23 protein-coding genes are annotated in these 21,374 nt (G+C 44.1%); 19 read left to right on the top strand and 4 right to left on the bottom strand.

Going from position 1 to position 21,374, the window contains the following annotated elements; translation table 11 throughout:
* Positions 1-44 precede the first annotated feature (44 nt).
* The 10 genes from F0316_RS15835 (at position 45) to F0316_RS15790 (ending at position 12,288) form a co-directional block, all read left to right on the top strand.
* Complete coding sequence (locus F0316_RS15835; protein WP_000844441.1) at positions 45-239, top strand: Cro/CI family transcriptional regulator; 195 nt, start codon at positions 45-47, stop codon at positions 237-239.
* Between the two features lie 287 nt (positions 240-526).
* Complete coding sequence (locus tag F0316_RS19895; protein WP_000532438.1) at positions 527-691, top strand: hypothetical protein; 165 nt, start codon at positions 527-529, stop codon at positions 689-691.
* Positions 692-859: 168 nt separating this feature from the next.
* Entirely contained in the window at positions 860-1,828 is a 969-nt protein-coding gene (locus F0316_RS15825) for a helix-turn-helix domain-containing protein (protein ID WP_149560701.1), read from the top strand.
* Between the two features lie 63 nt (positions 1,829-1,891).
* Positions 1,892-2,710: a TIGR02642 family protein gene (locus tag F0316_RS15820; protein ID WP_149560700.1), complete on the top strand. Its 819-nt coding sequence runs from the start codon at positions 1,892-1,894 to the stop codon at positions 2,708-2,710.
* A gap of 113 nt (positions 2,711-2,823) precedes the next feature.
* On the top strand, positions 2,824-3,669 hold the full coding sequence (locus F0316_RS15815; protein WP_149560699.1) for a hypothetical protein: 846 nt from the start codon (positions 2,824-2,826) through the stop codon (positions 3,667-3,669).
* Positions 3,662-5,359, top strand: coding sequence for a terminase (locus tag F0316_RS15810; protein ID WP_149560698.1), 1,698 nt, complete (start codon positions 3,662-3,664; stop codon positions 5,357-5,359). The genes F0316_RS15815 and F0316_RS15810 overlap by 8 nt, the downstream gene beginning before the upstream one ends.
* Positions 5,356-7,443 (top strand): portal protein, encoded by a 2,088-nt coding sequence (locus F0316_RS15805; RefSeq protein ID WP_149560697.1) that lies wholly within the window; start codon positions 5,356-5,358, stop codon positions 7,441-7,443. Before F0316_RS15810 ends, F0316_RS15805 begins: the two co-directional genes overlap by 4 nt.
* A 160-nt stretch (positions 7,444-7,603) precedes the next feature.
* The gene (locus tag F0316_RS15800; RefSeq protein WP_000864710.1) at positions 7,604-8,011 is read left to right on the top strand and encodes a LexA family protein; all 408 of its coding nucleotides are present in this window, start codon (positions 7,604-7,606) and stop codon (positions 8,009-8,011) included.
* Positions 8,011-9,267 carry a Y-family DNA polymerase gene (locus F0316_RS15795; RefSeq protein ID WP_149560696.1) on the top strand — a complete coding sequence of 419 codons (1,257 nt, stop codon included), beginning with the start codon at positions 8,011-8,013 and terminating at the stop codon, positions 9,265-9,267. The genes F0316_RS15800 and F0316_RS15795 overlap by 1 nt, the downstream gene beginning before the upstream one ends.
* Before the next feature lie 306 nt (positions 9,268-9,573).
* Positions 9,574-12,288, top strand: a complete 2,715-nt coding sequence (locus tag F0316_RS15790; protein WP_149560695.1) for a sigma-54-dependent transcriptional regulator — start codon at positions 9,574-9,576, stop codon at positions 12,286-12,288.
* A gap of 150 nt (positions 12,289-12,438) precedes the next feature.
* Here the strand turns inward: F0316_RS15790 and F0316_RS15785 are convergent, their stop codons facing one another.
* From F0316_RS15785 to F0316_RS15770, 4 genes are all read right to left on the bottom strand, one after another.
* The gene (locus tag F0316_RS15785; protein WP_149560694.1) at positions 12,439-13,866 is read right to left on the bottom strand and encodes a glycoside hydrolase family 1 protein; all 1,428 of its coding nucleotides are present in this window, start codon (positions 13,864-13,866) and stop codon (positions 12,439-12,441) included.
* Complete coding sequence (locus F0316_RS15780) at positions 13,863-15,167, bottom strand: PTS sugar transporter subunit IIC (RefSeq protein WP_149560693.1); 1,305 nt, start codon at positions 15,165-15,167, stop codon at positions 13,863-13,865. Before F0316_RS15780 ends, F0316_RS15785 begins: the two co-directional genes overlap by 4 nt.
* Before the next feature lie 108 nt (positions 15,168-15,275).
* Positions 15,276-15,581: a PTS sugar transporter subunit IIB gene (locus tag F0316_RS15775; RefSeq protein ID WP_017047834.1), complete on the bottom strand. Its 306-nt coding sequence runs from the start codon at positions 15,579-15,581 to the stop codon at positions 15,276-15,278.
* A 1-nt stretch (position 15,582) separates the two neighbouring features.
* Entirely contained in the window at positions 15,583-15,957 is a 375-nt protein-coding gene (locus F0316_RS15770) for a PTS lactose/cellobiose transporter subunit IIA (protein WP_026028058.1), read from the bottom strand.
* A 595-nt stretch (positions 15,958-16,552) separates the two neighbouring features.
* On the opposite strand from F0316_RS15770, the gene F0316_RS15765 reads away from it, so the two are divergent.
* The 9 genes from F0316_RS15765 to F0316_RS15735 all read left to right on the top strand — a co-directional run bounded on the left by F0316_RS15765 (position 16,553) and on the right by F0316_RS15735 (position 21,360).
* Positions 16,553-16,864: a phage holin family protein gene (locus F0316_RS15765; protein ID WP_001128531.1), complete on the top strand. Its 312-nt coding sequence runs from the start codon at positions 16,553-16,555 to the stop codon at positions 16,862-16,864.
* A 69-nt stretch (positions 16,865-16,933) separates the two neighbouring features.
* The gene (locus F0316_RS15760; RefSeq protein ID WP_149560692.1) at positions 16,934-17,452 is read left to right on the top strand and encodes a glycoside hydrolase family 108 protein; all 519 of its coding nucleotides are present in this window, start codon (positions 16,934-16,936) and stop codon (positions 17,450-17,452) included.
* A 9-nt stretch (positions 17,453-17,461) separates the two neighbouring features.
* Positions 17,462-17,620: a hypothetical protein gene (locus F0316_RS19890; protein WP_000359320.1), complete on the top strand. Its 159-nt coding sequence runs from the start codon at positions 17,462-17,464 to the stop codon at positions 17,618-17,620.
* 4 nt (positions 17,621-17,624) lie between these two features.
* On the top strand, positions 17,625-17,801 hold the full coding sequence (locus F0316_RS19885; RefSeq protein ID WP_001007095.1) for a hypothetical protein: 177 nt from the start codon (positions 17,625-17,627) through the stop codon (positions 17,799-17,801).
* A gap of 94 nt (positions 17,802-17,895) precedes the next feature.
* Complete coding sequence (locus F0316_RS15755; RefSeq protein WP_001915113.1) at positions 17,896-18,117, top strand: hypothetical protein; 222 nt, start codon at positions 17,896-17,898, stop codon at positions 18,115-18,117.
* Positions 18,118-18,119: 2 nt separating this feature from the next.
* Positions 18,120-18,698, top strand: a complete 579-nt coding sequence (locus tag F0316_RS15750) for a hypothetical protein (protein WP_000228309.1) — start codon at positions 18,120-18,122, stop codon at positions 18,696-18,698.
* 11 nt (positions 18,699-18,709) lie between these two features.
* Complete coding sequence (locus tag F0316_RS15745) at positions 18,710-18,970, top strand: hypothetical protein (protein ID WP_001995215.1); 261 nt, start codon at positions 18,710-18,712, stop codon at positions 18,968-18,970.
* A 117-nt stretch (positions 18,971-19,087) separates the two neighbouring features.
* Entirely contained in the window at positions 19,088-20,092 is a 1,005-nt protein-coding gene (locus tag F0316_RS15740; RefSeq protein ID WP_142577038.1) for an ATPase, read from the top strand.
* A 62-nt stretch (positions 20,093-20,154) separates the two neighbouring features.
* Positions 20,155-21,360: a phage capsid family protein gene (locus tag F0316_RS15735; RefSeq protein WP_000207893.1), complete on the top strand. Its 1,206-nt coding sequence runs from the start codon at positions 20,155-20,157 to the stop codon at positions 21,358-21,360.
* Positions 21,361-21,374: the final 14 nt, after the last annotated feature.

Here is a 21,374-nt window from a genome sequence, read left to right as displayed (position 1 = left end):
TTTCTAATGATATTTAATGTTAGAAAACTAATAACGAGTGAAGTATGAAATCCTATTTACCACCCATTAAGACCGCAGATGTCATTAAGTTCTTTGGTTCTAAACAAAAAGTTGCTGAAGCAGTCCAGACCACGCATTCAGCTGTTAGCCAGTGGGGAGAATTTGTACCTGATAGCCGAGTCTTCGAATTTCATTTTTTGATGAAAACCAAAGAGTGGAAGCGAAGCTGTAACAGCTAAATTTCTATCATTCTGATTTATGGTGATTTTATGAGAACAAACTCATTTTGGACCACGGTGGAGCAGCTTGCCTGTATCACGGTGAATTCCTGTCGCGTAGCGTTATCGCAGGGGCAGGAGACATTAACTTTCGAAAGAGATCAAATTCAGCGATTGAAGGATAAGTGTGAGCATTACCTTCGGGTATTGGATGAGGAAAGAGAGTTGGCTTTAAACCGCGGCAACGGTTTAAAGCCGAGTGAAAAGTCTTGCGAGGAAATTTCACATACCACTTCGGAGAAGCAGTGATGGGAAGAATAGCATTAAGAGCTCGGATTGAGAATCTTCAATGGCGTCTGTTCAAGGTTGAGAAAGGCCAGCAAACCGAGATTACCTACGACGAAATGGCTGACCTTTATGAAGCTAAGCGTCTGTATGTCAAAGCTGTCTATGAGGGATTGGTCCGTGGTTAGAAAGAGGATGCCATGTTTTACGTACCGAATGCTCGGTGAGTGGAACTGGTTGGTGGCAAGCTTACTTCATCACTTTCTGATTGCGAGGGAGCGGGCTTTCTATTGGCCATGGGGAGCTATTCGTAGACGGCCAGTGGCCTTAGATAGATTGATCATTGAGGTAATACGATGTCCGTTAAGGTAATGAGCTACGTATGGGATATTTCTCTTTTCAAAGGCTCTGACAAACTCATTATGCTTTGTCTGGCGGATCATGCTGATGATGCTGGCTTGTGCTGGCCTTCGATTGAAACCATCGCCCGTAAAAGTGGTGTCTCTCCAACTACAGTCAAAGCAACCTTGAAGAAGTTGGAAGCGGGGGGCTGGATTGTGAAACGAAACCAGTTCAAGAAAGCCGATTCAGGTCGATTAGTGCGTTCCAATAACCAATATCAACTGCCCGTGAAGCGATTGAAATCTACCGCCGATGAACAGTCGGATTTCGAACAGACGGATTTCGTCCATTCAAAACTCGAACATTCGAAAAACGAACAGACGAATTTACCCGAGGGGGTAGGTCAGATTTCGGCTGGGGGTAGGTCGGATTTCGGCTATAAACCGTCAATAGATCCATTATTAGATCCACCAGAAGGCGATGCGCCGCTTTTCAGTGCTCAAACTGATCCTATTTTGGATCCGGTTGTGTTTGAGATCCCACTCAAAGGTAAAAACGTTTCGTATCCGGTGACCCAATCTCAGTTGGTGGAATGGCGCTCGCTCTATCCTGCCGTTGATATTCGCCAACAGCTTCGCAACATGATCGGTTGGTGTCAGGCAAACCCAACACGCCAGAAAACCGCGCAAGGGATCCAGCGATTTATCCACGCTTGGCTTTGCAAAGAGCAAGACAAGGGGCGAACTGTCGCGGTGTCTCAAGCTGCGGCGAAACCCATTGATGATGCGCAGTTGTTGAAGCGAAAGATCCAGCAAATTGAAATCGATATTAATAACGAGAACGTCGCGCTGATTTCATTTAAACAGCGAAAGTCCGCGGCATCAGAGCAGGCTGCGCAATCGGCTGAGCGCAAAATCAAGGCCATGATGGCTCAACGAGAAAGTTGGCTTCGAGAGCTTTCGGTGCGAGCGAATGAGCCTTAATGTGTTGAGCCCATACCGTTTTGCCATTTTTAGACCATATTCTCAGAGTAAGGAGTCACGACAGTGAGTAAAAAGCTTGAGCTTTTAACACTATTAAGCGCCGCAAGAACCATGAAATGGGAAGAGTCTGTCAGTAAAAATGGACCGACCAAAGAGCAGCTTCTCGGAGCGATGGGCTTAGCGCAGCGCGATAATCCTATCGGTATGGCAATCCTTAATGCCAAATACTTGCATTGTGCTTATTCGTTGGTGGTATTGAGGGATTTTCTTGGATCACTGGAGGTTCATCGCTTAGAGATCAGTTTGGCTTCGAATGAGCTTAAACATTTGCATTATTTGGTCATGGCGGATGTGCTGAATGTTCCGATAGACAGTCAGCAAGCTCGCTTGGCTTCGGTTTGGCGTCGATACAGCGCCTACGCAACGAGGACTCAGAAATCGATTAAAGCACTTAGCAAAGCCATGCGATCGATGGAGCGAGCAATAGAGATCAAAACCAATCCATTTGAGAGCCGTCGTTTGCAGGCAAACATTGCGTCACACCAAATGCGTATTGACGCGCAGAAGCAGCTATTGGCCGATTACGCACAGAAAAAGGCGGCAGAATCAGCAAAATGTCCGCGTTGCAAAGCAACAGGCGTTATTCCCAAAACGCAGCGACCTTGTGAGAGTTGTGATGGCGTAGGTGAGTTTCGAACGACGGAAGCGGATTGGAAAGCCTCATTTTTGGGTGCAGCTTTGCCGGCTCACAAAGAGCTCATCATTCGTCATTGGCCTGCGATTGTTCACCTACTGCAAGAGTGGAGAACGCAATTGTATCGGCATGAAGCCGAGGCACTTTCGACGCTTGAAAAGCGCTTATCTGCTGAGTTTGAAGATTGAGTAAACTCGAGTCGCTCATTGATATGACAAGGTAATTGCGGTAGATTTTCCAACAATAGCGAGGCTGCATCTTTTGATGCGGCCTTTTTTATTGCTCGCAATTCGGAGCCTTAATGATGGCAAAACGAGATTGGAAAGCGCTGCAACAAGAGTACAAACTCGCGTTTGAACAAACAGGCATCACAATCAAAGCGTGGTGCGATCAAAACCAAATCAATTACAACACCGCGCGTCGATATCTGCAGGTGTTGAATTCGCCACTCGAAAACAGCGAAAACTCAGCAAAAAACGTTCAATCCCCACGTGCTATCACTTCTTCGCCCGATGTGGAACGGCTCGCTCAATGTGATCAGTTAGGAGAGAGTAGGGGGGAAAAGGTTTTTAAATCAAAAGGTAAGGATAAAAATGCGCCAGTGATCAGTGAAAGTGATCAGTTCACTGATCACGTGACTGATCAACACTCACCGAAACCGACCCATGCGCAATTTTTACAGCGTGTTTTACATCTAGATACGACTCATCAACGCGATGAAAGTGGGCGGTTTATTCATGGCAACCAGTGTTCAACCAAACACAATGGCTATGCACAGCGCTTAAATGATCCAGATGCCATTTTTGATGCAGCGAACTCGGACATTGACCACGAGATTGTGTTTTGTCGGGCGCGGGTGCTGAAAGCCATGGAAACCTACCAGAAGATAGGAGCCGAGCTTGGCAAGGAGGGCTTGGCGCTGGCTGAACGCGTCAAACTGTATGAGCTCTACGTCAGCACCGACAACATTGTTGATAGAAACATGGCGCGTGTGGAATCTCTACTACGAACCAAAGCTCAGGTGAAGAAAACGGAATTGGAAGCTGAGCGTATTGCACAAGAGTCTGCCGGGCTTGGAACTGCGATTGCCGACATTGTGCAAGAAATTCAAGAGATGGGGTCGGACGGGTTCGTACTGAATGATTAACCTTGGTTCCGTCCCTCAAGAGAAGATAAGCGCGCAGGATCGCGCTTTTCTTTTTTCTCGGCTGAGCAATAAGTGGTGGCGGCTCAATCATCTTTACAAGATAGAGAATGAAGATGGCGAGCTGGTGACGTTCAAGCTTCGCCCTGCCCAAGCATTGCTATTTAAGATGATGGGCCATCGCAACATTATCCTAAAAGCGCGCCAGCTTGGTTTTTCGACCGCCATTGATATCTACCTACTCGATGAAGCGCTATTCAATAAACGGCTTAAGTGCGGCATCGTCGCGCAGGACAAACAAGCTGCGGGGGAGATTTTCAGAACCAAAGTGGAAGTGCCTTATGACAACCTTCCGGCATGGCTCAAGGCGGCGATCCCAACCGAAGAGCGTAAGAGTGGAGCCAACGGTGGGCGCATGGTGTTTAAGAACGGCTCAAGTATTCAGGTTGCCACCTCCTTTCGCTCCGGTACTGTGCAGCGTTTGCATATTTCTGAGCATGGCAAAATTTGTGCGAAGTACCCACACAAAGCCAAAGAGGTGAAAACCGGTACGCTTAACGCGATTCACCAGAATGCGATCTGTTTTATTGAGTCGACGGCAGAAGGTGTCGGGGGCGATTTCTATACCATGTGCATGCGCGCTATTGAGCAAGCCAAAAGTGGGGTAGAGCTGAGCCGCGAGGATTATCAGTTTCATTTTTTCGCATGGTGGCAAGATACGAAATACCGCTCAAAAGTGCCGATGAATGGGCTTGTTGTGCCGAAAGTGATGGCTGAGTACTTTACCGGGGTAGAAAAATCGATGGGCTGCCAACTCGATGATGAGCAAAAGCAGTGGTATCTCGAAAAAGAAGCCATGCAGGGCGAGGAGATGAAACAGGAATTCCCGTCCACGCCGCTGGAGGCGTTTTTAACCTCAGGGCGTCGGGTGTTTAATCCTGTCCATATTATGGCCGCGGAAGCGGATGTTCTTGCCCCCTTCTTGGTGTATGACCTTGAACCTATGACGGGAAACCTAACTCGGGTGCACTCGATAGAGAGTCACGATCCGCTTCGCATGCAGCGCAACGCGATGAACCTTTTGCTGATGTGGGAAATGTTTGATGAGGATGAAGAGTATGCGCTGGGTGTGGATATTGCCGAAGGGCTAGAGCATGGCGACCGCAGTAGTATCGATGTTGTGAAAAAATCCGATGGTGAGCAAGTGGCCCACTGGTTTGGCTATATCGATGCTGAGTTATTGGCTTATCTGGTTAAACATATCGCGATTTTATACGGCAACGCTTATGTGATGCCTGAGCGCAATAACCACGGCCATGCCTTTATTCAAAAGCTTCGAGAAATCTACCCCACACCTTACATCTATTCAGAGCAATACCTAGATCGCGACAACGATGATGAGACGGTCAAGCTCGGCTGGTTAACCACCAAACAATCCAAACCTATCCTCACGGAAGGCATGAAGACGCTCTTTCAAAACGGCGTATCTGGCATTCGTTGGATGGGGACTATTTCGGAATACCATAGCTATGTGTACGACAAAAAGGGGGCGATGAACGCTCAGGAAGGGTGTTTTGATGACCAAGTGATGAGTCATATGCTCGCCCAAGAAGCCCGTGCACGTATGCCAAAGCGTGTGAAGTCAGAAGACCTCAAACGCGATCCTTCTAACAATCATTGGCAGACCAAATGATGCAACACGCAAAACTCGATACTTTTATGCTGCGTATTCTCTCCGATATTGATGGACAACCTGACTGGCGCAGCGCTGCCAAAGTTGCCACCGCGTACTACGATGGCGATCAGCTTGATCCGAGAGTCAAAGATAAGCTTAAACAGCGTGGCCAGCCCACCACAATCCATAACCTGATTGCGCCGACCATTGATGGTGTGCTCGGGATGGAAGCCAAAACGCGCACCGACCTTTTGGTGTGCGCAGATGATCCCGATGAACAAATGGAACTGATGGCGGAAGCCGTGAATGCCGAGTTTGCAGATGCGGCTCGGCTAGGGCGGCTCGATAAAGCACGCTCAGAGGCGTATGGGTCGCAAATCAAAGCGGGCGTGGGTTTTGTTGAGGCATACCGAAATCCGAACCCCTTCGGGCCTAAATACAAAATTAAGCTTATCCCTCGTGATGAAGTGTTTTGGGACTGGTTCTCCACTGAACCCGACTGGAGCGATTGTCGCTGGGTGATGCGTATGCGCTGGATCGATATTGATGAGCTCGCGAGTTTGGTTCCCCATAAAGCGAAGGTACTGGAATACGCGAAAAAGGATTGGCGTGGATTCGTTGATGTTGAAAATCTCGAAGGGCTCGACCCACTGTTGACCAGTGCGCATGAGGCATTTAATCACTGGTCACGGGATCATTCGGAGTATTTATCCCATAACCGTGAGCGTATTCGTTTGCAGATTGTGTATGTGCGTCATATAGAGCGCAAAGCCGTGCTTGAAACCCAAGATGGGCGTGTGATGGAGTTTGACCCGAGCGACCTGACTCATGCGATGGCACTGGCGATGGAGAGAGCCACACTGCGGCAGGCTCAAGTCAGCCGGATTAAAGAAGAGTGGTACGCCGGGATGTATCACTTATTGAGCCGTGACTGTGCCGCGCCTAATGGCCAGTTTCCCATCGTGCCGTTCTGGGGATTTCGCAAAGACGCCAGTGGTGAGCCCTATGGTCTGATTGCTCGAGCCATTCCTGCGCAAGATGAAGTCAACTTTAGGCGCATTAAATTGACGTGGTTACTGCAGGCCAAACGAGTCTTAATGGATGAAGATGCCACCAATATGAGCCAACAACAGATTTTAGAAGAGGTTGAACGACCCGATGGCCTGATTAAGCTCAACCCACAGCGGAAAAACCAAAAATCCATCAGCGAAGTGTTTCAGGTTCAACAAGATTTCAATATCGCCGCGCAGCAATTTAATGTGATGCAGGATTCGATGAAGCTTATCCAAGATACCATAGGCGTTTATGGAGCCTTCTTGGGGCAAGAATCCAACGCGACCAGTGGGATTGCGATTGCCAATCTGGTGGAGCAAGGGGCGACAACGCTTGCCGAAATCAACGATAACTACAACTTTGGATCGCAGCTATTGGGTGAGCTGCTACTGGGGTACATCCTTGAGGATATGCGTGAGCAGCACAATAAAGCGATTGTGATCAACCGCAATGACAAGCGAAAGCGCAAAACCGTGGTAATGAACCATGTCGATGAACAAGGGCTACTGACCAATGATTTGACCCGCTTACGCGCCCATATTGCGCTCGCTCCCATTCAGCAAACCGCTGCTTACAAATCGCAGTTGGCAGAGCGAATGATGATGATCACCGCGCAGTTGCCGCCAGAGGTACAAATCACCGTGATTGATTTAGTGCTTGAGCTTACCGATGTGCCGAATAAGCAAGAGTTTATGGAGCGTGTCCGAGCGGCGCTGAATATTGAAAAAGAGCCGGAGGATATGACAGAGGAAGAGCAGGCCGAGTTAGCCGCGCAAAAGCAGCAGGAGCAACAACTTCAGCAAAAGCAGCTTGAGTTGCAGATGCGGGAAATGGAGGCCAAGGTCCTCAAACTGGAAAGCGAAGCAAAGAACATCATGGCCAAGGCGCAGCGCGAAGAAGGTTTAACCGATAGCCAGCGCTACGACAATGCCAAAACCCAAGCAGAAACCAAGCGGATTTTGCAAGAAATCGAAAACCTCAATCTCGAAATGAGTCAAATGCAAAGCCAGATGCTGCAAACCGTGGAGGCCATGATTGAACAGATGTAGCAGGTTAGATTTGAAAGTGTATTGATTACAGACATTTGGACAAACGCCTCTCAAATACTCGCTGAGAGGATAGGAAATTTGTAACTTAGTATCGTTTTTAAATTGCTTTTTCGCGATTTCAATATAAAAATAATACTGTATATAAATACAGTAAAGTTATATGAAAGTCATACCTATTTACGCAAGTGCGGGCATCACAGGTTTTGAAAGTCCTGCAACTGAATACAAACAACTCTCCATTGATCTTGATGGTTTACTTATCCAGCATCCGAGTGCCACTTTTATTGGTAAAGCGAGCGGCGATTCTATGCAAGGAGTGGGGATATTTGATGGCGATTTGCTGATTGTTGATCGTCATCTTGAAGCGATGAATCACGATGTGATTGTTGCGAATTTTAATGGAGAGTTTGTATGTAAGATCCTCGATATTCGTCGTCGATTATTGCTCTCTGCAAATGAAAAAATGCAGCCTGTCGCTATCCACGATTTTGATACCTTCTCTTTAGAAGGCGTTGTGGTTAGCTCCATTCGTTTCCATCGAAGTAATCAGATATTGAGTGATCAGTGATGTTTGCTTTAGTTGATGCTAACTCGTTTTACTGTAGTGCTGAACAAGTCTTTCGTCCGGATTGGCGAGGAAAGCCCATCATAGTGTTATCAAACAATGATGGTTGTGTTGTGGCTGCGAATCGCCAAGCAAAGGAAGCGGGTGTTGAGAAGTTTAAACCCTACTTTCAGGTTAAAGCGCTTTGTGAGCAAAAAGGCGTTATTGCACTTTCATCAAACTATGAATTGTATGCCGACTTATCGTCAAAGATGATGCAGGTGATCGGGAGATTCGCGCCCGAGCAACACATATACAGTATCGATGAGTCTTTCCTTTCATTTGAGCATAGCTTTCCTGCCATTCGTTCTCTCAAAGAGCATGGTATGAAATTACGACGAGCCGTCTGGCGTGAGTGCCGTCTTCCTGTAAGTGTTGGCTTTGGGAGTACATTAACACTCGCGAAAGTGGCTAACCATGCCGCAAAAAAATTGGATGCTTATCAGGGTGTTTGTGTACTTGATAATGAAAAAGAGCGTCAAATAGTGTTATCTCAATTACGAGCAGTTGATGTGTGGGGCATAGGTCGTAAACTTGGACAGCGCCTACAGCTAATGGGCATTAAAACCGCTTTACAACTGGCTAACTATCCTCCCGCCATCATTAGGAAAGAGTTTAACGTTGAGGTTGAACGTACCGTTCGTGAGCTGAATGGACAAAAATGCAAAGGATGGGATGTAGCTCGAGCCGATAAGAAACAAATTTTTTCTACGCGTAGTACAGGGCAGCGAATCACAGATATTGAGTCGTTGAAGCAAGCCTTGTGTAAACATGCCAATATTGCCTCTTATAAGGCCCGTCAACAAAAATCACTCTGCCGAGTCATGCTCTGTTTTGCAAATAGCTCTCCGTTTGACGAGTATTCGGTTGTACGTAGAGCGATTCATAGATTTGCTTATCCGACATCTGATGTGACGCAATTGACCCAGATTGCCTCTTTATTGGCTGAGCAATTGTTTCAGGAGGATATTCGGTTTTATAAGATTGGCGTGGGTTTGCTTGACCTTGTTGATGGACAACATGAACAAGCAGATTTATTCAATCCTAATCCGAACAACCCTGCGTTGATGCATGTTTACGATACCCTAAATGGTCGGTATGGGAGTGATACCCTTTTTTTGGCGGCGCAGGGTATCACTCAGAAATGGGCAATGCGGCGTGATATGTTGACCCTGCAGTACACAACGCGTTGGCAAGATTTACCCAAAATCAAATGCTGATAATATGAGTTAGGTTCTGCATGCATTGCTGCCTGAGCATCTTTGCCAAGTAATAAGTCAGTCGAGTGGCCCTGAATCATTTTTGCCCCATTCCAAGTTACGTCTAGTTGATTCATTATTTCACTGAGCAATAATTTGACATACTTTAGGTCATACTAGAAGTGGCTACTATACTAGTGGCTATTCACTATCAAGTTGTTAACTTACTAGCTTGAAAAACGCCGATTGTTAGCAGCTATATAGATATTGTTCTACACCGAATTGTTGTATTATTTCCGTAACCTACGGTTAAATGTTAGATCAATAATGAAGCGAATAGATTCTATTTTCCAATACTTAGTCAATAAAAATCACAAACTAGGCATGACAACTCGCGATATAGCAGAAGAGTTGAGTCTTGATCGTGCGAATGTCAGTGGTGATTTAAATAAGCTATGTCAAGAAGGTAAGGTAATAAAATCTGGAATTCGCCCTGTTTATTATCGTGCAGTAACAGAGCTGCGCACAGAGCCTAGTGAAGAGTCTACGGCTTTAGATCAGATCCAAACGATGTGCCCTAGTCTTTATGGTGCAGCAGAGCAAGCAAAAGCGGCCATTCTATACCCGCCCAATGGTATGCATATTATGCTACAAGGAGAAACGGGAACGGGTAAATCGATGTTTGCTAGCTTAGTTCATCAGAGTGCAATGCAGCTCAATTGCCTGTCCAATGATGCACCATTTATAATATTCAACTGTGCAGAATATTCAAATAACCCCCAGTTACTTGTTTCACAGTTATTCGGTTGTAAAAAAGGTGCTTATACAGGTGCTGACAGTGATCGACCAGGGCTAATTGATGTTGCTGATGGTGGGATACTATTTTTAGATGAAGTGCACCGGCTACCTCCAGAGGGACAGGAGATGTTATTCACTTTCATTGATACAGGGCTTTATCGGCGGTTAGGAGAAGCAGATACAAAACGCAAATCTAAAGTTCTGATTCTCTGCGCAACGACCGAAAATCCTGAGTCAGAACTGCTAAACACCTTCGTAAGACGTATACCCATGCGAATCACGCTTCCACCATTACGTGAACGCAGTATTGAAGAAAGATTAAACCTAATTACTAGTTTTATTTCTAAAGAATCAGCACGGTTACAGAGACCGATTAAAGTTTCAATCAATGCCGTTCGATCGTTACTTGGCTATGATTGCCCATCAAATATTGGTCAATTAGAAGGTGATATTCGAATACTTTGTGCCAAATCTTATGCTGACTTTGTCACTGGTCGCCAGTCCGAGTTGCAAATATCCAGCTATAGCTTGCCAGAAAATATAAAATCTGGACTAAATTTATATACGGAACACAGGCAGATATGGACACACTTAAACTGTATTGATCAACGGTATTACCTCTTCACAGAGGATAATCTTTCTAATGTGTCTGATTTTGCTATGGGTAAAACAGAAAGCATCTATGACCTTATCGATAAAAGGGTAAATCAGTTAAAACAAATTGGTAGTACAGAAGAACAGTTAGATAAAATAGTTTCAAGTGATATAAATAATTATCTCGGTCATTGTATCGAGGTTGCTCAGTCTGATCATAGAAATAAAAATCTGGAGAAATTAGCTGGTGAAACAACTATTGCTCTAGTTGAAGATATATCGGCTTTGTGTCAATCACAGTTAGGCAACGTACTACCGGATAGTATTAAATATGCTATGGTACTTCACATCACAAATTTGCTGGTTAGGTTACGTAATAATAAAAAAATAAATAACCCAAAACTTAAAGAAATTAAGGAACAGTATCCAAGTCAATTTAAAGTAGCTAATCAATGCTTATCTATCATTAATTCAACATTTGATGTGCACACTCCTAATGATGAAGCTGGTTTCCTGACTATGTTTATAGCAGCGGGAAATGAAAAGCTAAACTTATCCTCAAATCAAGTGAAAGTGATTGTTGTTCATCATGGTGAGTCTACTGCTACTTCCATTGCAGCTACCTGTAATCAGTTACTTGGTGGAACTTACTGTACTGGGTTCAATATGGCTCTTAGTGATTCACCATCCAGTACTTATACGAAAATCGTTGATTTTTTGAAGAAATCACCAGCCTGTGATGTTCTTTTACTTGTGGATATGGGGTCACTAATGAATTTTGGTGCTGATATTGAAAAAGAGCTGAACATAAAAACAAAAACAATTTCAATGACCAGTGCACCTCATGTATTAGCTGCTTGTGGTAAGGCTATGCTTGGATATCCTCTAGACTTTATCTATGACGAAACCCTTCAAGTGACCATTGATAATATTGCAATGTTGCGAAATACAAAGACTGATGAGGAAGATAATTTGCTGTCTTTTAAAGAATCGCATAACCTTAAACTGACTATCATTACTATTTGTACAACAGGTGAAGGATCTGCAATTTATCTAAAAAAATTCCTAGAACGAAGTCTTGCTGACTATTCTGAAAATATTAATATAATCCCAATTAATTTGGTCGGAGAAGAAAATATTAGTGATAGGTTAAAATTAGTTGAACAAAACGAATTTGTTTTGTGTGTTACTGGTCCTTTTAAAACAAACCTATCAGTGCCCCACTATGATTTGCAAAATATTTTTTCTGGTAAAGGAATAGAAGATATAAAATATCAAATTGAATATGAGCTTGGTATTCTGGAAGGGTTGAATGTAACAAAGTTTGAATTTTCTAAATTTGATAAAGATGAATTGATTTTTGATATTCGTCGTCTTGTTTATCGATTTGAAAAAATAAGCAAGAAAAAAGTTTCCTTAAGTCTACAATATGGAATACTACTACACTTAGCTTGTACAATGGAGTCATTGGCCAATAATGAAGCATTAGTTAAATATCCGTCTACTCTAATATCACCAGAAATAAGTAAAGATATCTATACTTCACTAAATCAAAGTTTAATCTCTTTAGGAAATAAGTACTCGGTTAAATTTTCTAAAGACGAACTATATTATCTATATCACCTATTTAAGGAAGATGATCTAAGTTGAAAATAAAATGACATTTTTATGTCTAAATTTCCTAATTTTAATGCGGCGTTAGAGTATGTAGATGATAAAAAGTTGGCAGCTATTCATATGTATAGCTGCCAGATAATATCAAAAACTCTAGGTTTCTATGTTAGTTCTAATAACTATAAATTAGAGAACTTCACCATTACTATTAATAACACTTTGGTACCAATAAAAGCTTTTCTTCGGAATTCTCTTCAAATCCCTTAAGTCACTATCAGTACGGTTGACGAAAACAAAACCATAGCGTTTCTTAAACCCGCTACTAGTACTTACTAAATCGATGTATGACCACGGACAATAACCAAATAATTTTACACCATCCGAAATCGCTAGTTTGCACTGTTCTATGTGGTCTCGTAAGTAGTGTATTCGATAATCATCATTCACTTCACCCCGAGAGTCGACATCATCTAGCCCTCCAACTCCATTTTCAGTGATCAGTATGGGTAAATGATATCTATCATTTAACTCGTTAAGTAGAGTCCGTAATCCAACAGGGTCAATTTCCCATTCCCAAGGTGTTTTCTTTAAGTATGGGTTGTCTTTTCCTTGATACAGCCCAGGCCTTTTCTCATGTTTAGATTCGCCATCTGTCCCGTCAAAATTAAGAACCTTTTCACTAGCGTCCTCATTCTCGGGGCATGCAGCTACAGCCTTACTACTATAATAATTCAAGCCTATAAAGTCTGATTTGGCACTAGCAATGATTTCCATATCACCATCTTCAATAGTAGGTGCACAATCATTTTCAACCATGTAAGCCCAAACATTTTCTCTATACTTCCCGTGACAATATAGATCCATAAATAGCCAGGTATGGAAATCATTTGCCTCACGAGCAGCAAGAATGTCATCTGGATGGCAACTGTATGGGTAATTGGGTGCAATTCCAATAGCTGGACCGATTTTAGCTTCAGGCAATAATTCTCTACATAAATGAATCGCTTGAGCATGAGCTAGCATCATGTTGTGATTTAACTGATACTTCTGCTGCTCTTTAGTTTTATTGCTATTCGGGTCTAGTTCAACAAGGTATGGCAGCAAGAACATGTTGCTTTGCTCATTAATCGTCAACCAGTATTTAACCCTATCACCAAACTCAGTAAACAATGCATGACAATAACTTTTGAAATCATCGATAATTGATCTGCTACACCAACCAGCATATTTATTTTGAAGTGCTAGTGGCATGTCAAAATGAAAAATCGTTACAATAGGTTCAATGTCATTAGCAAGTAATTCGTCAATCAAATCGTTATAAAACTTAATTCCTTCCGGATTTATATCCCCGGTTCCATCTGGAATAACTCTACTCCACGAAATCGAGAAACGATAAGCTTTCATCCCAAGTTGTTTCATTAAGGCAACATCATCCCGGAAATGATGATAATGGTCAGATGCAATGCTGGTATCGGCATAGTTCGGATTGATGTTGAGGTCAACTGTAGATAATTTTCGCCCATACAGTTCATGAGCGCCTTCTACCTGGTATGCGGCAGTTGAGGCTCCCCAGAGAAAATTCTCTGGGAAGTTTTTAGCATTTTTGTATATCAAGCTGAAACCTCTTCATTAACCATTTTTTTAGTTGCATTGTCTTTCATTTTAGCATTAGCAGCAGCTTCTAACTCCTGCTCTTCTATAAGTTTCGCTTTCTCTGAAACTTTGAAGAATGGATAATAAATACAAACCGAAATCAAAATGGATATTGCTTGCCAAACCACGGCTCTGATATCACCACCAGTAGATAGATAACCACTTAATAGAGGAGGAGTAGTCCAAGGAATGGCAACAACTACTTTTCCAATTAAACCGTAATACATTAAGCCGTAGGTCGCTGCTTGTAGAATTACAGGTGTTAACACGTAAGGTAGAATAACTACAGGGTTTAACATAATTGGGAAGCCAAATACTAACGGTTCATTTATATTAAATACTGTCGGAGGAGTACAGATTTTGCTAAGTGAACGGTATGTTTTACTGCGCGAACGCAACATAAGAATTACTAAACCAACAGTAGCTCCGGTACCACCTAGCCATAAATTAAAATAGAAGAAACCATAAGCTGTTACATGTGGGATTGTTTCTCCAGCAGCAAATGCCGCAGAGTTGTTAGCTAAATATCCCAATAATACAGGATAGACAATACCAGCAAAAATATTATCGCCATTAATGCCACATACCCAAATAAGTGATGTGAAAAATGTTAGGATAAGAATACCTGGAAGGGTATCCAACCCAAATACTAATGGAGATAAAATACGTTCAATTAATAAGTTAACATCGAAGTTTAGAAAAACTCGAACAAACCATAAGAATGTAATAAATACTAGAGCTGGAACAATTACTGTAAAGGAGTCTGATACATAACTAGGAACACCTTTAGGCATTTTTATTGTTATTTTACGTTTATAGAAGAATACAATAGTTTCTGCACATAACAATCCAACAGCAATAGCTGTAAATAAACCAGACGCACCAAAATTTGAAGTCATAACACTGAAGTCTTCGGTATTAACTTGTAATACCAAAAAGCCTACAAGTGCTGTAACGCTAGTACCAATTGGATCTATCTTGTGGACAACTGCCATGTGGTAACCGATGCTGGCAACAGCAATGAGGGATATCATACCGAATGTCATGGTATTACCAACATTAATCATACCAGCATATGGTTCAATCAAATCCGTCCATGCTTCAGATGGAAAGCTAGCTATTACCGTAAAAATACTACCGATAATAATAAACGGTATAATCATCATCATCCCATTACGTACGGCTTGCATATATCGGTTTTCACCAAGTGCAACCATAATAGGAACAAATTTATTTTGAAAGAAAATTGAAAGTTTGTTCATTGTTCAGTCCTTTATAAAAAGATGGTGGGGTACATCACCATCTTTTTTGATAATTAATATCAGTCTCAGGAGATATGGGGGTATAAATATTAATTATAGTTATATTAATTATCCCAATAGGTTTTTTGCGTGCTGTACAATTTCAGCACCATTTTGCATTGCATAATCCATTGGGTTAATTGAATCTACAGGAATATTCAATTCTTTTGTTGCTTTTTCTGCTTCAGGTTTTTTATATCTAATCTGAGGCCCAAGCAAGATAACATCATATTTTTCATAAACTTCATAAAAAGTATCAAAAGATTTTGCTTCAATAACAAAAGTTTCTTTTTCTTCTGGTGTTAAGCTATTAAACATAGCTTCTGCTACTAAACTTGTAGATGCACCAGCGCCACAACATAGAAGTATTTTCATTTTATTCCCCTTTTAATTCAGATAATTGTTTTTTTATTTCAGCTAATTCTTCGTGGACTGCAATAAATTCTTCCGAGACTTCTCGTGCTAACAAGGCTGTCATCAGGTGATCTTGAGCATGAATCAAAGTAATGGAAATATTGACTAGCTCTCCACAAGCTTCTTTACGAATTAGATCTGTTTGTATTTTATGTGCTAATAACGCACTTTCTTTCGAATTAGCTAAACAGTTTTTTGCTTCTTGGAACTTTTTCTCTTTTGCTAAACCAATTGCTTCAAAAGAACAGCTACGAGCTTCACCCGCGTTGACGATGAGTTCCATATATAAATTTTGAATCTCTTCAATATCGGAATTGATTGCTTTTAGTTCGGTCATATCTACCTCTGGGTGATAAAAATATTTATTGTTAGTTATACCTTGAACACCAATTTTCCTGGCATATACACTTACATTGCTTAAAGCGTGCCAACACACAATATATTAAATAAAATCAACAATTTAAAACATCCTTAAAACAAGGATAACACACTGTGTTGTGGGCGACACACTAAGTTCATATGATGTGACACACTAACAACACGCTTATGTGTATTCATAGTTAATTCATTGACTAGCAACTAGGTTTTAATAATTAATTGGAATTAGCTTTAGGCTTCAATAAATGATGGATGAAAACCATAAAGCATTGGCTGGAACGGATTAAAGGGGACGGTTAAAATGAATTAACATACTTAGGCTAATCCAAGGATGGTTGATTTAGTTAAATCGTTAACTCAGAAATGTCCAGAGACGTGCTAAAAATGAGACTTCCTGAGTTACTTCCCTAAATTCATTTCCTCATCTACAACAGTTGAATTTCCAGCCAACTTGCGGTAAATTTTCCAAAAATACCAAAGCTGCCTCCGGGCGGCTTTTTTTGTTTCTGAACCCTGCCATTGGCGGGGTTTTTTATTGGCTGTCGGGAGTTGAGATGCCATTGAAAGAGCCGGAGAGCTGGACCCAACTCCAATCCATAGGCCTTGCGCTGATGGCGATTTGGGGAGGATTGGTGACTTATATCATCGATATTCGCAAAAAGAATCGTCCCTTTCGTTGGGTAGAAGCGCTGATGCAAATCATCGTCTCTGGATTTGCGGGGGCATTGTGTGCTTTGGCCGCGATGTACTTTGAATGGCCGCAAGAATTGGCGGGGTTTGCTTGTGGTATCAGTGGTTACGCTGGCTCGCGGATCCTTGCCATTTTTGAGCGCAAATTTATTAGCTCTATCTCAAATCAGCCTTAAACGCCGAATGCATTTGTAATGCCCTCACATGCTTGGTTGGATGTGGGGGATTTTTATTGGAGAAACGTCATGTTTGATGTGGTGTTCGAACGTCTCATGCCCCACGAAGGTGGCTTTCAATGTGACCCCAAAGATCGTGGCAACTGGACTGGAGGACGTGTCGGCGTTGGTGAGCTTAAGGGCACCAATCGTGGTATTGCCGCGATGACTTACCCACATCTTGATATCGAAAACCTCTCTTATGAGCAGATGAAGGCGATTTACTTCGAGGATTGGTGGCAAGCACTCGGTATGGCGCGTTTTCGTCCGGCGATGCAATACCAACTTTTTGATGCTGCGGTGCAGCATGGTTGGCATCGTGCCGTGAAAATGCTGCAAAGCTCGGTGGGTGAAAAGCCTGACGGCATTATCGGCCCGAAGACGCTGTCGGCGACACAAACGATGGATCTCAATGATTTATTGATGCGCTACATCGCCTATCGCATCACGTTTTACACCAAAGTTTCGACCTTCAACGAATACGGACGAGGGTGGATGCGCCGAGTCGCGCAGTGCTTGCTGTTCGCCGCAATGGACAATGACCTTTAAGGGGAACTTATGGATAAGCTAGGTCTTATTTTGAAAAGCCGCAAAGTGATCCGAGCGTTGGTGGCGTTATTGGCGGCACTGATGCTGTCATTAGGCTACCAGATATCGCCGGAGTTTCAGTCGCTAGTGTCACAGGCGGTGTGTGAAGTGATGGAGTGTATCGAGTAACACCATGAACGAGTGGTTATCCCTTTTGATGAGGCTAGTGAATGCGATTTTGGATTCGATTAATCGGTCGCGGAAACAAGCGGCAACCGATTCTCCTAGTGAGCATATTGCTAATGGTGGTCTCGTGCAGCGCAGTGAGAAAACATTCGCCGATGTGGCCAACCAACCTGACCGTGATTGAGCTCGCTGATGGCGGACTTTGCCTTGACCGAGCTTCGGCAGAAAAGCTTGCCGCTTTTAAAGCGGAATTAGAGTCGTTGTAAGCGGGAGTATTGATGAAAAGTATCGCGCATGAACTTACGGTATTGGTGGATAAATCCAAGCCGTTTCGTTCGTTATTGATAAAAGCTGAGGTGGGAGGCTCCGTCGAACTGCAATATGAGCTTGATGGTGAGCGGATCACCGCACAAACCTTTACTGCGACAGGTCACTATGAGCTGGTGATCTTGCGTAGCGGGTACCTTGTTCCAAACAATGCCCACTTTTCCTTGGTGTAAGCATGGTCGATCAACAGCCACTTTGGGTACGCCGAGTCTTGGTGAGCCGCGAACGCTACGCCCCATATTTTGATGGTTTAACGCAATATGCCGTATTGGATAAACCTATGGTTTTCACTGGTGATTTTGATATTTCTATTGAGGCCGAAGGGTTAAGAAACGACAGTTTTCAAGCGCTCTTTTCTGGAGAGACGGTCGATAATTTCTTTCGATTACTTCAAGGTGGCAGTGGGATCCAGTGCTATATCGGTGGCGCAATTGTCTCTTGGTTGACCAATCAGTTTGATGCGTCTCAGCCTCATCATTACCGGCTGAAACGGGTGGGGTCAGTGGCCTCCATTGGTGTTGATGGCGAATGGAAAGTCAGCCGTGAAGGTATTCAAACGCCGCTCACCGTCACTCGTATGATGCGCTCTTGGACCACCTCACTTTTCACAAGAGGGCAGATCCGCGAGCTCATCATTCAAGGGGCTGTGTATCCCTTGGATCAGAAAGAGAGTGCCATTCAAAGAAGCCAGCCAGATAACGGTAATTCGCTGACCATCATCAACCATACCAAAGCGATGTGGAGACGGGTGTGAGCCTCTATCAGATGTATGCTTTTCTTTCGATGTCCGAGTGGCAAATGTACTTTAAAGCCCGATTTCCTGATGCGGTTGAGGTTCAGAGCTATAAGCTGGCGGTGTTTTTGAATACAGAAAAAGAGGCGTTGATGCGTCAGGCGAGCCAAGTAGTCGAACTGGAAGCGAGCGCCATTATCACCGCACTGGCCACACAAAATCACGCCTGCATGATTTGCGATTACGCTGCCGCCATGCAGGTTTGCCAGCATTTCGAGTCCAGCGAGCAATAATCCCCATGAGTATTCAGTGCCGAGCCTAGTGCTCGGCTTTGTTGTTTTTGTCGCTAAGCGTTTTTTCGAGAGCGCTTAACCGCACAGACAGCGACACGTCTAATCAAAGGAGTCACCATGAATACCCATCAAGACACGATTGCCGTCACTGGTAATGAAACATTGGAAGAGCTGGAAGCGTTGTTGGAATCGATGGAAGCGGAAGAAAGTCGCCCAACAGTCGAGAAGGAACAAGGCGCTGACGGGCACCTTGCTCCCTCTTCACAATCGCAAAGCGTGGAAGGTTTAGACGGCGATACCGATGCAGCCTCGCCAACTGCAGAGCCTAACGCAAAGCCAGACGGTATTCTCGCCAAAGACCAAAAGCACATTATCCCGATGGAGGTGCTCGAGCGAGAGCGGCAAGAAAAAGCTCAGCTTCGCCAAGAGCTTGAAGAGTTAAAAGCGCATTCAGCGCAGCTTGAAAAAGCGCAGCGCATGATTGATGTGCGTAACAAACAACTCGAGGAATTGGGCGTTGCGCCGGCTGACTTACCTGAAGATGTCACCATTGATGAAAAAAAACTTGCTGTGTTACAGGAGGATTACCCCGAGCTCGCCCCTTTCTTTTTGGCTATGAATAACAAAATTGAGGCGTTGGTTTCTAGCGGCACGGTTGCGGCCTCGACCACATCACCGGAGACTGAAAGCGCCGCGCCAGTGGACAACGCTGAGTTGACGACGGCGCTACAAGCAAACGCGGATCTGCAGTCGTGGATGAGTGAAGGTGGGGCGCGTTGGAATGCCGCGCAGCAAATTGATGACCATTTGGCTTCAAGTTCTGAATGGGCGAATCGAAGCTACGCCGAGCGATTTGAAGAGGTCAGTAAGCGGGTACGACTGGCATTTGGTGATGAGCCGAAGTTGTCTGCCCAAGAGGCTCTGAGCGCGGCGCAAGAAGCAAGCCGTAAAGCGAAAAACGCTTTGCCTGCGTCACCGAGTGAGCTTGGCAATACTCATCGCACGGGGGATTCCGATCTGATGAACCGGGTACAGAGTGCTAACCACGAAGAGCTGGGTAAATTGTTTGACTCTCTTAGTGAAGCGCAAATCGAGCAACTGCTTTATAACGCTGGATTCTAAACCCGTTTTTCAAACACTAAGCCTCAGCTGACACGCTGGGGCTTTTTTATTGGAGTGAAAGTATGACAACCATTACTGACGGCGTGAAGTTACAGGAAACCGCGCTGTTCAAAGCGACCCTGCGCAATCGCTCGTTTACCAATATGTTGACCGAAGATGCGCCGCAGAGTGTGACCAGTAATAAAAAAGGCAATGAGCAAACCTCACCTCATGCTCCGATTGTCCGCTGCGCCGACTTAAGTAAATCGGCAGGGGATGAGGTAGAAATGCAGATTGTGCATGGTTTGACGAAAAAGCCGACCATGGGCGATCGCCGAATTGCTGGACGGGGTGAAAGTTTAGAGTTCGCGGACTTCTCACTGAAAATCAACCAAGGCCGCCATCAAGTGGATTCTGGCGGTAAGATGACGCAGCAAAAGACTCGCCATCCACTGCGTAAACTCACTCGAGCTTTGCTGCCGGATTACGTGAATACGCTGCAAGATCAGGTTACGACAGTGCACCTTGCCGGAGCGCGGGGGGATTATGCGACCGATGACATCATTGTGCCTTTAGAAAGTGATACTGAGTTTGCCGAGATCATGGTCAATGATGTCTTGCCGCCAACGTATGATCGCCACTTCTTTGGGGGCGATGCGACCTCCTTTGAAGGGCTCGATGCGGCGGATATTTTCTCGATTGAAACATTGGATAATATCGGTCTCTACCTTGAAGAGATGCCACATCCACTACAGCCAATCCGTTTTAATGACGACAAGATGGCGGGTGATGAGCCCTTCTATTTACTGAGTGTTACCCCACGTCAATGGAGTGACTTCTATACCTCAACCTCAGGTAAAGATTGGCAAAACCTCACTGCGAATGCGATTTCCCGATCGCGTAACTTTAATCATCCGGTGTTTCGTGGCGACTGTCTGATGCGGGGCAATATCTTGGTGCGCAAATACAAAGGTATGCCGATCCGTTTTAATCCTGGTTCTGTTGTCTCGATTTCCAATAACGATAAAGCAGCCAGTGTGCGTCAAGTCAATGCGGCAACCACCATAGATCGCGCCATGTTACTCGGCGGGCAGGCGTTGGCATACGCGTGGGGAAAAACGCAAGGTGGCCAATCCTTCCGTTATCACGAAGAAGATGTGGATGCGGGTAACCGTACCGAAGTCACGGTGTATTGGATGAATGGCTCCAAGAAAATTCGCTTTAAAGACAAAACGGGGCGCGTGAACGATCACGGGGTGATTGCGCTCGATACGGCTGTGAACCTGTAGTGGAGTAAACGTGA

The organism is Vibrio cholerae, from assembly GCF_008369605.1.
In the GTDB taxonomy this organism is placed as follows: Bacteria; Pseudomonadota; Gammaproteobacteria; order Enterobacterales; family Vibrionaceae; genus Vibrio; species Vibrio cholerae.
Note: the sequence above shows the minus strand (reverse complement) of the source record. Positions and strands in the feature narration are given on the sequence as shown.

Coding starts and splice junctions, on each gene's coding strand:
- F0316_RS15765 (WP_001128531.1), top strand. CDS start 16,553: ATGCCATTGAAAGAGCCGGAGAGCTGGACCCAACTCCAATCCATAGGC.
- F0316_RS19885 (WP_001007095.1), top strand. CDS start 17,625: ATGAACGAGTGGTTATCCCTTTTGATGAGGCTAGTGAATGCGATTTTG.
- F0316_RS15760 (WP_149560692.1), top strand. CDS start 16,934: ATGTTTGATGTGGTGTTCGAACGTCTCATGCCCCACGAAGGTGGCTTT.
- F0316_RS15805 (WP_149560697.1), top strand. CDS start 5,356: ATGATGCAACACGCAAAACTCGATACTTTTATGCTGCGTATTCTCTCC.
- F0316_RS15825 (WP_149560701.1), top strand. CDS start 860: ATGTCCGTTAAGGTAATGAGCTACGTATGGGATATTTCTCTTTTCAAA.
- F0316_RS15775 (WP_017047834.1), bottom strand. CDS start 15,581: ATGAAAATACTTCTATGTTGTGGCGCTGGTGCATCTACAAGTTTAGTA.
- F0316_RS15815 (WP_149560699.1), top strand. CDS start 2,824: ATGATGGCAAAACGAGATTGGAAAGCGCTGCAACAAGAGTACAAACTC.
- F0316_RS15735 (WP_000207893.1), top strand. CDS start 20,155: ATGACAACCATTACTGACGGCGTGAAGTTACAGGAAACCGCGCTGTTC.
- F0316_RS15835 (WP_000844441.1), top strand. CDS start 45: ATGAAATCCTATTTACCACCCATTAAGACCGCAGATGTCATTAAGTTC.
- F0316_RS15750 (WP_000228309.1), top strand. CDS start 18,120: ATGGTCGATCAACAGCCACTTTGGGTACGCCGAGTCTTGGTGAGCCGC.
- F0316_RS15810 (WP_149560698.1), top strand. CDS start 3,662: ATGATTAACCTTGGTTCCGTCCCTCAAGAGAAGATAAGCGCGCAGGAT.
- F0316_RS19895 (WP_000532438.1), top strand. CDS start 527: ATGGGAAGAATAGCATTAAGAGCTCGGATTGAGAATCTTCAATGGCGT.
- F0316_RS15770 (WP_026028058.1), bottom strand. CDS start 15,957: ATGACCGAACTAAAAGCAATCAATTCCGATATTGAAGAGATTCAAAAT.
- F0316_RS19890 (WP_000359320.1), top strand. CDS start 17,462: ATGGATAAGCTAGGTCTTATTTTGAAAAGCCGCAAAGTGATCCGAGCG.
- F0316_RS15780 (WP_149560693.1), bottom strand. CDS start 15,167: ATGAACAAACTTTCAATTTTCTTTCAAAATAAATTTGTTCCTATTATG.
- F0316_RS15745 (WP_001995215.1), top strand. CDS start 18,710: ATGTATGCTTTTCTTTCGATGTCCGAGTGGCAAATGTACTTTAAAGCC.
- F0316_RS15740 (WP_142577038.1), top strand. CDS start 19,088: ATGAATACCCATCAAGACACGATTGCCGTCACTGGTAATGAAACATTG.
- F0316_RS15755 (WP_001915113.1), top strand. CDS start 17,896: ATGAAAAGTATCGCGCATGAACTTACGGTATTGGTGGATAAATCCAAG.
- F0316_RS15800 (WP_000864710.1), top strand. CDS start 7,604: ATGAAAGTCATACCTATTTACGCAAGTGCGGGCATCACAGGTTTTGAA.
- F0316_RS15790 (WP_149560695.1), top strand. CDS start 9,574: ATGAAGCGAATAGATTCTATTTTCCAATACTTAGTCAATAAAAATCAC.
- F0316_RS15795 (WP_149560696.1), top strand. CDS start 8,011: ATGTTTGCTTTAGTTGATGCTAACTCGTTTTACTGTAGTGCTGAACAA.